The sequence below is a fragment of the Streptomyces sp. GbtcB6 genome (genome assembly GCF_019091475.1).
In the GTDB taxonomy this organism is placed as follows: Bacteria; Actinomycetota; Actinomycetes; order Streptomycetales; family Streptomycetaceae; genus Streptomyces; species Streptomyces hyaluromycini.
The window spans coordinates 39,031-50,824 of sequence record NZ_JAGXJL010000001.1 but is presented as its reverse complement, the minus strand read 5'-3'; the positions used below and the strand labels follow the sequence as shown (position 1 = coordinate 50,824).

Annotated in this window: 11 protein-coding genes and 1 riboswitch; of the genes, 6 read left to right on the top strand and 5 right to left on the bottom strand. The window is 71.8% G+C overall.

The genetic code is table 11. The features are described from left to right. Positions 1-39: 39 nt before the first annotated feature. Positions 40-182: riboswitch (cobalamin riboswitch) on the bottom strand. 141 nt (positions 183-323) lie between these two features. The 3 genes from KVT45_RS00260 to KVT45_RS00250 all read right to left on the bottom strand — a co-directional run bounded on the left by KVT45_RS00260 (position 324) and on the right by KVT45_RS00250 (position 2,747). Continuing rightward, a complete protein-coding gene (locus tag KVT45_RS00260) occupies positions 324-551 on the bottom strand; it encodes a hypothetical protein (RefSeq protein ID WP_089100818.1) in 228 nt (75 codons plus the stop codon). Positions 552-569: 18 nt separating this feature from the next. Further along, on the bottom strand, positions 570-1,814 hold the full coding sequence (locus KVT45_RS00255; RefSeq protein WP_217544084.1) for an inorganic phosphate transporter: 1,245 nt from the start codon (positions 1,812-1,814) through the stop codon (positions 570-572). Between the two features lie 174 nt (positions 1,815-1,988). Beyond that, on the bottom strand, positions 1,989-2,747 hold the full coding sequence (locus KVT45_RS00250; RefSeq protein ID WP_217544082.1) for a lysozyme: 759 nt from the start codon (positions 2,745-2,747) through the stop codon (positions 1,989-1,991). A 196-nt stretch (positions 2,748-2,943) separates the two neighbouring features. Between KVT45_RS00250 and KVT45_RS00245 the strand changes: the two genes are divergently transcribed. The 3 genes from KVT45_RS00245 (at position 2,944) to KVT45_RS00235 (ending at position 6,849) form a co-directional block, all read left to right on the top strand. Beyond that, positions 2,944-3,678: a class II aldolase/adducin family protein gene (locus tag KVT45_RS00245; protein ID WP_217544080.1), complete on the top strand. Its 735-nt coding sequence runs from the start codon at positions 2,944-2,946 to the stop codon at positions 3,676-3,678. A 182-nt stretch (positions 3,679-3,860) separates the two neighbouring features. Continuing rightward, positions 3,861-4,988 carry an alpha/beta fold hydrolase gene (locus KVT45_RS00240; protein ID WP_217544078.1) on the top strand — a complete coding sequence of 376 codons (1,128 nt, stop codon included), beginning with the start codon at positions 3,861-3,863 and terminating at the stop codon, positions 4,986-4,988. Between the two features lie 478 nt (positions 4,989-5,466). After that, positions 5,467-6,849 carry a hypothetical protein gene (locus tag KVT45_RS00235; protein ID WP_254646119.1) on the top strand — a complete coding sequence of 461 codons (1,383 nt, stop codon included), beginning with the start codon at positions 5,467-5,469 and terminating at the stop codon, positions 6,847-6,849. Between the two features lie 51 nt (positions 6,850-6,900). Here KVT45_RS00235 and KVT45_RS00230 read toward each other — a convergent pair whose 3' ends face one another. Together KVT45_RS00230 and KVT45_RS00225 are read right to left on the bottom strand one after the other, a co-directional pair. Then, positions 6,901-7,314 (bottom strand): VOC family protein, encoded by a 414-nt coding sequence (locus KVT45_RS00230; RefSeq protein WP_217544075.1) that lies wholly within the window; start codon positions 7,312-7,314, stop codon positions 6,901-6,903. A gap of 117 nt (positions 7,315-7,431) precedes the next feature. Continuing rightward, on the bottom strand, positions 7,432-8,322 hold the full coding sequence (locus KVT45_RS00225) for a neutral zinc metallopeptidase (protein WP_217544073.1): 891 nt from the start codon (positions 8,320-8,322) through the stop codon (positions 7,432-7,434). Between the two features lie 209 nt (positions 8,323-8,531). Here KVT45_RS00225 and KVT45_RS56025 point away from each other — a divergent pair, with 209 nt between their 5' ends. The 3 genes from KVT45_RS56025 to KVT45_RS00210 all read left to right on the top strand — a co-directional run bounded on the left by KVT45_RS56025 (position 8,532) and on the right by KVT45_RS00210 (position 11,772). After that, positions 8,532-9,485, top strand: coding sequence for a hypothetical protein (locus KVT45_RS56025; protein WP_308310606.1), 954 nt, complete (start codon positions 8,532-8,534; stop codon positions 9,483-9,485). A 92-nt stretch (positions 9,486-9,577) separates the two neighbouring features. Continuing rightward, positions 9,578-11,176, top strand: a complete 1,599-nt coding sequence (locus tag KVT45_RS00215) for an ABC-F family ATP-binding cassette domain-containing protein (protein WP_089100810.1) — start codon at positions 9,578-9,580, stop codon at positions 11,174-11,176. A 377-nt stretch (positions 11,177-11,553) separates the two neighbouring features. Then, positions 11,554-11,772, top strand: coding sequence for a helix-turn-helix domain-containing protein (locus tag KVT45_RS00210; protein WP_046727957.1), 219 nt, complete (start codon positions 11,554-11,556; stop codon positions 11,770-11,772). Positions 11,773-11,794 lie beyond the last annotated feature (22 nt).

Here is an 11,794-nt window from a genome sequence, read left to right as displayed (position 1 = left end):
GCATGGCGATATGTCCTCACTCAGGGTGTCCGCGCCCTGGTTCGACGAGACCGGCGGTGAGAGTTCCTGGCTCCCGGGGATTGCTACCCCGGTGACAGTGGCGGGACCGCGCCGGATTCACACCGGCTTCCTCCCTTGCCGCCGTACATGGCTCCGGAAGTCCACCACGCCCTGGAAGACCCGTCAACTTGCCGTTGACCTGGGAGGGGAGTGTGTGGGAAGGCCCACACCGGTTGCCCTGCGGGGCCTGTGGGACATGCCGAAGGCTCCTCTCCGAGCGGACGGGAGAGGAGCCTTCTCGATGCCTGTGAGGTGCTGCCGCGTCAGGCCTTCGCCACGATCAGGTGGATACCCCATGCCACGGCGGCCGCGCAGCCGGCGAAGCAGAGGTAGGCGGCGGTCACGGCCAGGGTCGCGGAGTTGCCCTGAGCGGTGGCGCGTTCGCGGGCGGAGAGGCCCTTGATGCCGAGGGTGAACAGGGCCACCAGACCCACCGTGGCCACGAGGCTGACGCCGAAGACGGAGCCGATGGCTGCCCAGTCGATGTTCATGTCGCTTCTTCCTCGGGGTCAGACGGTGGCGGCCGGGTCGGTCGCGGGAGCAGCCGGGGCGGGGGAAGGGGAGGGGATCGTGGCGGTCAGGTCCTCCGCGACCGGGCCCGCGGGGGGCGGGGTCACGGCGGCGATCGCCGTGGTCACCACGCCGGCCGGCTCCACGGCGTCGGTGACGTTGGCGCTGTCCACGACCTCGCGGCGGGAGAGCTTCCAGATCGCGGCGCTGGCGGCCACGAGGAAGACGGCGACGACCGCCGTGCCCCAGTCGCCGAGGTCCGTCACGGACTCGGCTAGGGCGCCGACCAGCGCGGCGGCCGGGAGCGTGAGCACCCAGGCGACCATCATCCGGGTCGCGGTGGACCAGCGGACCGTGCCGCCCTTGCGGCCGAGGCCCGCGCCCATCACCGAACCGGAGACGACGTGCGTGGTGGAGAGGGAGAAGCCGAGGTGGGAGGAGGCCAGGATGGCGGTGGCCGCGCTGGTCTGGGCGGCGAAGCCCTGCTGCGGCTGGAGGTCGGTCAGGCCCTTGCCCATGGTGCGGATGATCCGCCAGCCGCCGATGTAGGTGCCGAGCGCGATCGCGAGGCCGGCGGAGAGGATGACCCAGGTGGGAGGGTTCGAGCCGGGGGCGATGGAGCCGCCCGCGATCAGCGCGAGGGTGATGATGCCCATCGTCTTCTGCGCGTCGTTGGTGCCGTGCGCGAGCGAGACCAGTCCGGCGGAGGCGATCTGGCCGGCGCGGAAGCCCTTGCGGGTGGCGTTGTCGTCGGCGTTCTTGCCGATCCCGTAGGACAGGCGGGTGGCGAGCATCGCCGCGAGGCCCGCGACCACGGGGGCGGCGACCGCCGGGAGCAGGACCTTGGTGACGAGCACGTCGCCGTGGACCGCGCCGAGGCCGGCGGAGGCGACGGTGGCGCCGATCAGACCACCCATCAGGGCGTGCGAGGAACTGGAGGGCAGGCCCACCAGCCAGGTCACGAGGTTCCAGAGGATGGCGCCGACGAGTGCGGCGAAGATGACCTCGGGACGAATGCCGTTCTCGTCGACGAGACCCTTGGAGATCGTGTTGGCGACCTCCACCGAGAGGAAGGCGCCCACCAGGTTGAGCGCGGCGGACATGGTCACCGCGATCTTGGGCTTGAGCGCACCGGTCGAGATGGTCGTGGCCATCGCGTTGGCGGTGTCGTGGAAACCGTTCGTGAAATCAAACGCGAGTGCGGTTACCACCACAATCGCCAAGATCAGCGAGAAGTTTTCCATTTACCCAGGCAATCTTTCGAGGTCATTGGCTGTTGGACCGTAGGCAACCTGGATGAACGGAAGGTGAACTGGGGCGGTCCTGGTGGTGTCTGGAATCAACTTTGCGATGTCCGGGGGCGGGGTGGACCGAGGCCGCCGTCCCGGTGCCGGTCCGGCGGCCCAGTCCCGCCTTGACTAGAGGCCCATGGCGAACGACTTCAGCCGGCCCGCCGACCCGTTGAAGAGATTCTGGTCACCCGGCAGGCTGCCGCTGTTGTCGTACTGCCAGAAGGTCCAGGACGACCATCCGGCCGGCAGTGCTCCCGCGTCCGCCGAGCCGTGGCGGGCGATCCACAGCGCATGGTCGGCGGCGAACGCGCTGCTGCCACCGGTGCAGAGGTTCCACCAGTTGGTGGTCGTGTAGATCACCGGCCGCCGGCCGGTCTCCCGCTGCAGTTCATCGCTGAAGGACCTGATCCACTTGATCATCCTGGAGTGGCTCAGTCCGTAGCACCTGTGCTTCTTGTCGTACGGGTTGTACTCGACGTCGAGCGCGGGCGGCAGCGTCCAGCCGTCCGCCGTCCAGGTGCCGCCGTGGCTGACGAAGTACGCGGCCTGCCGGGCGCCCGACGACTTGTCCGGCAGGGCGAAGTGGTAGGCGCCCCGCACGATTCCCGCCTGGCGCGAACCGTTGTACTGCTGGCCGAAGTAGGGGTTGAGGTAGGTGGTGGACTCGGTTGCCTTGATGTATACGAACCTGGCGCCTTTCGCCTTGGCGCTCGGCCAGTCGACGCTCTTCTGGTGCGAGGAGACGTCGTGCCCCTTCGGCAGGCTCGCCGCGGCCGCCGGTAGCCCGGCGAGCGCGGCCGTGGTCCCCGCGAGGGCGAGCGCCGCCAAGGACGCCGCCAGGACGCGGACGCGGTGGCGGGACGGTGGAATGCGGTCACGGGCCATGTTTCCCCCCGGAATGGCGACGTGTACGAAAAATCGTCCAGAGATTATTGGAAGATCGGCGTATCCTCGGCGATCTTCGGCCAAGCCGTGAAATGGAACGCTTTGGGGCGATTTGCGCTCTACTGGATTCGGGACGCCCGGTCTAAAGTGCCCTGCCGCGCGGGGCGGTTGGGGCGTCGCCTGGCAGGATCGGGCCATGGCTGAGCAGCGGCGGGACGAGCGTGACGGACGGGACGGACGCGCCGGCGCACAGGGTGTGTCGGAGCCGCGAAGGCGGGATGTACGCGCGGAGGAGGCGAGTGCCTGGCGCGAACTCGTCGCCACAGCCCGGCGCACGGTGTCCGACGGACTGGTCGTCGGCACCTCCGGCAACGTCTCGGTCCGCGTCGGCGACACCGTGCTGGTCACGCCGTCGGGCGTGCCGTACGACAGGCTCACCCCGGACGACGTGACGGGCGTGGACCTCTCCGGCCGCCAGGTCCTCGGCACCCTGGTCCCGACCAGCGAACTGCCGATGCACCTCGCGGTATACGGCAGCACCGACGCCGGGGCGGTCGTCCACACCCACGCCGTCCACGCGACGGCCGTCTCGACGCTCGTCCCCGAGCTGCCGGCGATCCACTACATGTCCGCCGCTCTCGGTGGCGCGGTCCGGGTTGCCCCGTATGCGACGTACGGCTCCGACGAGTTGGCCGAGAACATGCTCCGCGCCCTGACCGACCGCTCCGGCTGCCTCCTCCAGAACCACGGCACGATCACCTACGGCACCACCCTGACCCGGGCCTACGACCGCACCGCCCAGCTGGAGTGGATGTGCCGGCTGTGGCTGACGGCGTCCTCGGTGCCCGGTCTGACCCCGAGCCTGCTGTCCCCGGAACAGGTGGCGGAGGCGGGCGAGCGGCTCCGCGGTTATGGGCAGCGACAGGGCTGAGCCCGCTCGGATCGCCCTCGCTCCTTGCCGGCCGCGACGGCGCTGAGCCGCGACGGCGCTGAGCCGCGACGGACCTTTCCGGAGGTGCCGGACCGTCCGCGCCCGCCCGAAAGCCCGCCCCGCTCGCAGAAGCCCCCTCCGCTCCACTGGCCGCCGTCGATGTCCGCGCCGACACTGGACAGGTGCGCCCAGTCAAAGTCACGGCCGCTGCAGTCGGTGCCGTACTCGCCGCCGGTGCGGCCGGCGTGGCCGCGGGGCGGTTCGCCAGTGACGCCGCGCTGAAGGCACCGCCCGGCCGGCCCCTGCCCACCGAACCCCGGCTCACCGTGCACGGCACCGCGGCCGGCCGCATCACCCTCACCCGGGATCTGGCCTCGCTGCGCCCCGGCACCTACGGCCTGGCCGGCGACGGCTCGCACGCGGTCGTCGGAGCCGTCCTGGAGGCCGCCGCGAACACCGCCGACACCGTCGTACGGCGGCTGGAGCGCGTGACCCACGGCACCTTCGAGACCGGCGACAGGGCCTGGCTCACCGCCAATGTCCACATCGGCAACCCGGGCACCGCCCTGGGCCTGGAGTACGCCGACATCGACCTGCCCGGCGAACTCGGCGCGCTGCCCGCCTGGTTCGTGCCCGGCCACCGGGACACCTGGGTGATCGCGGTGCACGGTCTCGGCACCACCCGCGAGCACCCCATGAACGTCATGGCGTTCCTGCACGCCCGGCGCCTGCCGGTGCTCGCCCTCGCCTACCGCGGCGACCTCGGCGCCCCGCGCCCCCCGGACGGCCTGAACCACCTCGGCGAGAGCGAGTGGCGCGACCTGGACGCGGCGATCCGCTACGCCGTCCGCTACGGCGCCCGCCGTGTCGTCCTGTACGGCTGGTCCACCGGCGCCACCATGGCGCTGCGCGCCGCCGCCCACTCGGCACTGCGCGAACGCGTCTCCGGCCTTGTCCTGGACTCCCCGGTGCTCAGCTGGGAGGCCACCCTGCGCGCCCTCGCCCAGGCCCGGCACACCCCCGAGCCCCTGCTGCCGCTCGCGGTGCGCGCCGCCCAGGGCCGCGCCGGCCTGCACGCCGACCACGTCGGCGACCCCGTCGACCCGGACCACCTCACCGTGCCCACCCTGATCGTGCACGGCCCGGACGACACGGTGGCCCCCTGGATGTACTCCCGCCGGCTCGCCGAGCGGCGCCCCGACCGGGTGGCCCTGCACACCGTCCCGAACGCCCCGCACGGCGCGATGTGGAACGCCGACCCGGAGGAGTACGAGGAACGACTGCGCCGGTTCCTCACACCGCTGATGTGACGCGCCCCCGATGTGATGTGCCCCGGCGCGTGCGCTCCCTGGTGTGCGCGCTGCCGGACTGCCGGATGGGCGCGGTCCCACAGACACGCGCCGCCCGATGCGCGCCCCCTGATGCGTGCGCCCTCCGATGCACGCGCCCCCCGGTTGCGCGCCCCTTCGTCCGATGGCACCCCCGATGTGATTCTTCCCGCACCCGCCGGTCCTTCCCCTCTGCGCCCCGGCCCCATCCCGTCCCAAGCCGGAGACCCCGATTCCAGCCGGTTCCGAAGGTTCCGTTTAAGGCCGTACCACTGGCCTGAACATGTCTCCTCGCCTCCCCTCGCACCCCGTGCGTTGGCCAGCCCCGTCGCCCGCCGTGACATTCCGTTTGGGTTTTCGGACCGTCAACCGGAAGACTGCACCCGTGACGTCCCGTATCCCGCGCGACTCAAGGCTTCGACTCGTCCGAACGCGACCCCTGGCCGCCGCCCCCCGAGCGATGAACCAGCGGCCCGCGCGCCGCCCCGCACCCCGCCCGCCCGAGGGCACCCCGGCCCCCGCCGAGCTGGCCAGAATGGCTCGGTTCGGCCTCGCCGGCGCGGCCCGCGTGGCCCACTGGGCCGACACCGCCCTCGGGCCCGGCAGCGACGGCGCCACCGCCGACGGCAAGGCCACCCTCTCCGACGCGTCCGCCGAACGCGCGTCCGAAGACCTGGGCCTGACCGTCGCTCAGGTCCGCGCCGACTGGGACACCGCCCGCCTCGCCGGTCTGGTCGAGGTGCACGGCGACAGCGCACGACCCGGCTGGCGCCTGCGCGCCTGGGACCGCGACGACAGTGCCGTGCTGCGCGGCTGGGTCGCCCTCTTCGACGCCTGGTCGCTCGCTCACCCGGAGCCCGCGGAGTTCGAGGCCGCCGCCGTCGCCGAGGTCGTCTCGGCCATGCCCCAGGTGCTCTCCTTCCTCCAGCTGTCCGCCGGTCCCGTCCCGGTCGAGCAGCTCCTGGACCTGCTGGGGCAGCGGGTCACCGAACTGCGCACCGAGCGCTGCGAGGTCCCCTACGACACGGAGACCGGGACCGCCGGGCCGCTCGCCGCCGTGCGCTCCGCCGACGCCGACCCGGCGGAGCACACCCCGGCCGAGGACCCGGCCCCCGCCGACGAGGCCGAGCTCGCCCCTCTCCTCGACTGGGCCCTGCACGCCCTCGCCTCCGTCGGCGCGCTGACCTACGGCGACGGCCAGGCCACCCTCACCCCGCTGGGCAGCTGGGCGGTCTGGGTCAAGCTGGAGCAGATCTGCGTCGCCGCGCAGAGCCCCGCCGGGAACATCGAGGTCGCCGCCGAGGAGATGCTGCGCGGCTGTGCCCAGCTGCGCCCCAACGCGGCCCGGGCCGAGTACCGCGCCTGGCTCGCCGCCCGCCCCGTCGGCGGTGCCGTCACCGAACTCGTGGACGCCGCCCGTGGCGAGGACGCCCTGCTGCGCGGCCTCGCCTTCGAGGCGCTGCGCGTCGTCGGCGCCCCCGCCGAACCGGACGTCCGCGCGGTCGCCGACGAGCCGACCCTGCGGCCGTACGCCCTGCTGTGGCTGGCCGAGCACGACGGGGTCGACCCCGAGGACGCCCACGAGGTGCTCACCAGGGAAGAGGCGACCTGGCTCTGGGTGGACACGGCCGCCGCGGTCGCCGACCACGGCGAGGCGCCGCTGCTGGTCCGCCACCTGGAGTCGGCGCTGCAGCCCACCGTCCCCGTACTGCTCGACGAGGTGCGCGCGGTCGGTCACCCACGCACCGTGCAGGTCCTGGTCGCGCTCGCCGCCGCCCACCCCGACCCGGCGCTGGCCAAAGCCGTCCGCAGGGCCGCCTTCCAGGTGCACACCGGCGGTTAGGGGCAGGGACGGACCGGACCGGGCCGGCCGGACGGGTCGGGCCGAGGCGGATCAGACCCCTATCTCCGGGGCGTACGTGCCGAAGCTCCAGATGTTGCCCTCGACGTCCCGGGCCATGTAGTCCCGCGAACCGTAGTCCTGGTCCGTCGGGGGCATCAGGATCTCGGCGCCGTGGTCCACGGCGCGCTGGTGGTGTGCGTCGACGTCGTCCACGACGAGGTACACCCCGGTCGGGCCCGCGCTCTCCATCGCCGCGTCGAACCGGCCGCCGCGGCCCTTGGAGCCCAGCATGATCGCGCCGTTGCCCTGCACCAGCTCGGCGTGGAGCACCATGCCGTCCTCGCCCTCGTACACCGACAGTTCGGTGAAGCCGAAGGCCTCCGTCAGCTGCTTGATCGCCGCCTTCGCGTCCGCGTACAGCAGCGACGGATAGATACTCGGCCGCCCGCCACTCGTGCCTGCCATCCCGATCACTCCCTCGTGTACCGGTCCCCCCGAAAGCCGTCGTTCCGGCCTGGTCCCCAGTCTTGCACCCGGCACTGACAACGTCCCCGGTCCGCACCGTCGTTGCAGGTCGGACGCTCAGCGGAAGGTGTTGCAGCGCGCCATGTCCCCGCTCCGGTACCCCTGGTAGAACCACTGCTGCCGCTGCTGCGCCGACCCGTGCGTCCACGTCTCCGGCGTCACCCGCCCCTGGAACCGCTCCTGGATCCGGTCGTCGCCCACGGCCGCCGCCGCGTCCAGCCCGTCCTGGATGTCCGCGGCCGTCAGACTGGTGATCAGCGGCCGGCCGGTCGACTCGTTCTTCGTGGTCGTGGCGTGGTGCGCCCACACCCCGGCGTAGCAGTCGGCCTGCAGCTCCACCCGCACCGAATTGCTGTTCACGCCGGTCAGGTTGGACTGCGACCTGCTCAACGTGCCCATCAGGTCCTGCACATGGTGCCCGTACTCGTGCGCCACGACGTACGCCTGGGCGAACGGCCCGCCGCTCGCCCCGAACTTGGACCGCAGCTCGTCGAAGAAGCCGAGGTCCAGATAGACCTTCCGGTCGCCCGGGCAGTAGAACGGCCCCACCGCCGCGGTCGCCGTCCCGCACGCGGTGCCGACCCGCCCGCTGAAGAAGACCGTGGGGGAGGCCGTGTAGGTGCCGTGGCGCTGCCGGAACTCCTGCGTCCAGAAGTCCTGCACGCTGTTGACCACGGCCACGATCCGGCAGTCCTCCTTGCTGTTCGCGTCCTGTCCGGTACGGCAGCTCTGCTGCACCTGCGCCAGCGAGGAGGAGGCGGGCGCGGGCGAGCTGTCCCCGGAGGAGAGCCCCAGCTGGTCCGGGCCGACACCGAGGAACAGGCCGAGAAGCAGCGCGATCAGGCCGACCAGGCCGCCGCCCACGGTCGCCTTCCCGCCCGGGATCCGGCTGCCCCGCACATCCTGCACCTCGGAGGTGTCCAGGTTCGCGTCGTCGTCGAACTGCATGGGGCACCGCCTTCTGCTCGCACCGTCCCCTGCAACCACCTTGCGCCATCCGTGCCGCCACTTCGCGCCGATGACCGGACGAACGCCCGAACGGGCGACGTCCCGCCCCGCCCCCGCGTCACGCCCGCCCGCCCGTCCAAGGCATGGCTACGCTCTGCGCCTGACTCATGGCACAGGGGCGCCCGCCCGGGCGCCGAAGGGGAGAAGGGGTGGCGGTTCTGCACCACGGGAGGACCGAGCCACCCGACACCGAGGCCTGCCCTGAGCAGTCTGCGAGCGCCCGCCGCGACCAGTCTCCGACAGCCCGCCGCGAGCAGTCCCTGACCGCCCGTCCCGAGCCGTATGCGGTGGTCCTCCCCGAGCAGTCCCTGACCGCCCGCCCCCAGCCGTATGCGACCGCCCACCCCAAGCAGCCCCGGGCCACCGTTCCGGAGCAGTCTTCGGCGGACCTCCCACAGCGGCCTCCGGCCGCCCTCCCGGGAGCACCCCCCGCCCGCAGACCCCTCAAGCGCCCACTCGTCCTCGCCCTTCTCCTCGCGGCCGCGCTCCTCTCCGTCGTCCACCAGATCCGTCCCGTCCCCTACGGCGACCGCCTCACCCCCGGCCCGCCCGCGCACACCGCACGCGCGCGTGGCGACGTCGTCGAGGCCTACGACGGGCGGACCCTGCGCTGGCGCTACGCGCGCGTGGGGCGCCGCCCGCTCAGCGTGCTGCCCGCGCGCGGGCACACGTTCACCGTCTGGGACGACGGACTCGTCACCGACACCGACGGCCGCTCCGTGCGCTGGCACCGCGCCCTGCCCGCGGCGACCGGCTGGCTGCGCACCAGGGGCGGCGCCGGCGTCCTGCGCCCCCTGGGCCGCAGCATCCTCGCGATTGTGACCCCGGCCCGCATCGCCGCGTACCGCACCGCCGACGGCGACCTGCGCTGGGTGCTGCCCGCACGCGCGGGCTGCGCGTTCCGCCCCGAACGTGCCGTACGTCACGGCCCCGCCCTGCTCGTCGCCCAGCCCTGCGCGCACGGCGCCTGGACCGCGCAGCTCGTCGCCGTGGACGACCTGGGCGGAATCGCTCCGCACCGCACACCGCTGGGCAACGAGAGGCCCGGCGTGGGCCGCCCCGAACACCCGCGCACCGAAAAAGCGCTTGCGCCGCCCCGTTAGACTTGGCCCATGGCCATTCTCCTCGCGCATTAGACGGCGGGAACGTCCTCAGCCGCCCACCCGTCACTATCCGTACGCTCTGGAGTCTGTCCGTGATCTCCGCCTCCGGTATCGAGCTGCGCGCCGGTGCGCGCATCCTCATCGAGAACGCCACCTTCCGCGTCGCCAAGGGCGACCGTATCGGCCTGGTCGGCCGCAACGGCGCAGGCAAGACCACCCTCACCAAGGTCCTGGCCGGTGACGGCATCCCCGCCGCGGGCACCGTCACCCGCTCCGGCGAGGTCGGCTACCTTCCGCAGGACCCCCGCACCGGCGACCTCGACGTGCTCGCCCGCGACCGCGTCCTCTCCGCGCGCGGCCTGGACGTACTGATCCGCAAGATGCGCGAGAACGAACAGCGCATCGCCAACGGCCAGGGCGCCACCCGCGAGAAGGCGCTCAGGCAGTACGAGCGCCAGGAGACCGAGTTCCTCACCAAGGGCGGGTACGCCGCCGAGGCCGAGGCCGCCACCATCGCCGCCGCGCTCAACCTGCCCGACCGGGTGCTCGGCCAGCCCCTGCACACGCTCTCCGGCGGTCAGCGCCGCCGTATCGAGCTGGCCCGCATCCTGTTCTCCGACGCGGACACGCTCCTGCTCGACGAGCCGACCAACCACCTCGACGCCGACTCGATCGTCTGGCTGCGCGACTACCTGAAGACCTACCGCGGCGGCTTCATCGTGATCTCCCACGACGTCGACCTGGTCGAGACGGTCGTCAACAAGGTCTTCTACCTGGACGCCAACCGCTCCCAGATCGACGTCTACAACATGGGCTGGAAGCTCTACCAGCAGCAGCGCGAGGCCGACGAGAAGCGCCGCAAGCGCGAGCGTGCCAACGCCGAGAAGAAGGCCGCCGCACTGCACTCGCAGGCCGACAAGATGCGCGCCAAGGCCACCAAGACGGTCGCCGCGCAGAACATGGCCCGCCGCGCCGACAAGCTGCTGTCCGGCCTGGACGCCGTCCGCGTCTCCGACAAGGTCGCCAAGCTGCGCTTCCCGGAACCCTCGCCCTGCGGCAAGACCCCGCTGACCGCAGAGGGCCTGTCGAAGTCGTACGGCTCGCTGGAGATCTTCACCGACGTCGACCTGGCCATCGACAAGGGCTCCCGGGTCGTCATCCTGGGTCTCAACGGCGCCGGCAAGACCACCCTGCTGCGGCTGCTCGGCGGCGTCGAGCAGCCCGACACCGGCGAGGTCATCGAGGGGCACGGCCTCAAGCTCGGCTACTACGCCCAGGAGCACGAGACCCTGGACCCGGAGCGCACGGTCCTGGAGAACATGCGCTCGGCGGCCCCCGACCTGGACCTCGTCGAGGTCCGCAAGACGCTCGGCTCGTTCCTGTTCTCCGGCGACGACGTCGACAAGCCGGCCGGTGTCCTCTCCGGCGGCGAGAAGACCCGTCTCGCCCTCGCCACCCTGGTCGTCTCCTCCGCGAACGTCCTGCTCCTGGACGAGCCGACCAACAACCTCGACCCCGCCAGCCGCGAGGAGATCCTCGGCGCCCTGCGCACCTACAAGGGCGCGGTCGTCCTCGTCACCCACGACGAGGGCGCCGTGGAGGCGCTCCAGCCCGAGCGGATCATCCTGCTGCCCGACGGCGTCGAGGACCTGTGGGGCGCCGACTACGCGGACCTGGTCGCCCTCGCCTGAAATCCGAAGATCCGAAGATCCGATCGCGTCGCCCGCGTTTGATCGAATGCCTGATCCACTGGCTATGGATCATTCGGCCTATCGGTGATCCATCATCTGTGTGAGATCTCCTCGTATCGAGGTGTGTCCTACATCGATTTTGCGGCCGATCCCTTTGTCGACAAGGGATCGGCCGCTTTCCGCTTCTGACCTGGTACTTCGCGGATGAACCCGTTCGGCCCTGTGGACGGCCCTCGGCGGAATCACAGATTCCGTATGTGGGGATGCGCTCCTGTCGTCACAACGATGTCTCACGGACCTTGCCGAATGGGTGGCCATCGCGCCCCGGAGGGGTGATCATGAGGGGACCAGAGCGCACTTCCCATGAGGAGGCACGGGTGGCCGAGACTCTGAAGAAGGGCAGCCGGGTGACCGGCGCCGCGCGCGACAAGCTCGCGGCAGACCTGAAGAAGAAGTACGACTCCGGTGCGAGCATTCGGGCACTGGCCGAGGAAACCGGCCGCTCGTATGGCTTCGTCCACCGGATGCTCAGTGAGTCGGGGGTCACGCTGCGTGGGCGTGGCGGGGCGACGCGGGGCAAGAAAGCCGCGTCCTGACCCCGGGCGGCCCATCGGCTTC

Coding starts and splice junctions, on each gene's coding strand:
- KVT45_RS00255 (WP_217544084.1), bottom strand. CDS start 1,814: ATGGAAAACTTCTCGCTGATCTTGGCGATTGTGGTGGTAACCGCACTC.
- KVT45_RS00260 (WP_089100818.1), bottom strand. CDS start 551: ATGAACATCGACTGGGCAGCCATCGGCTCCGTCTTCGGCGTCAGCCTC.
- KVT45_RS00245 (WP_217544080.1), top strand. CDS start 2,944: ATGGCTGAGCAGCGGCGGGACGAGCGTGACGGACGGGACGGACGCGCC.
- KVT45_RS00250 (WP_217544082.1), bottom strand. CDS start 2,747: ATGGCCCGTGACCGCATTCCACCGTCCCGCCACCGCGTCCGCGTCCTG.
- KVT45_RS00225 (WP_217544073.1), bottom strand. CDS start 8,322: ATGCAGTTCGACGACGACGCGAACCTGGACACCTCCGAGGTGCAGGAT.
- KVT45_RS00235 (WP_254646119.1), top strand. CDS start 5,467: ATGAACCAGCGGCCCGCGCGCCGCCCCGCACCCCGCCCGCCCGAGGGC.
- KVT45_RS00230 (WP_217544075.1), bottom strand. CDS start 7,314: ATGGCAGGCACGAGTGGCGGGCGGCCGAGTATCTATCCGTCGCTGCTG.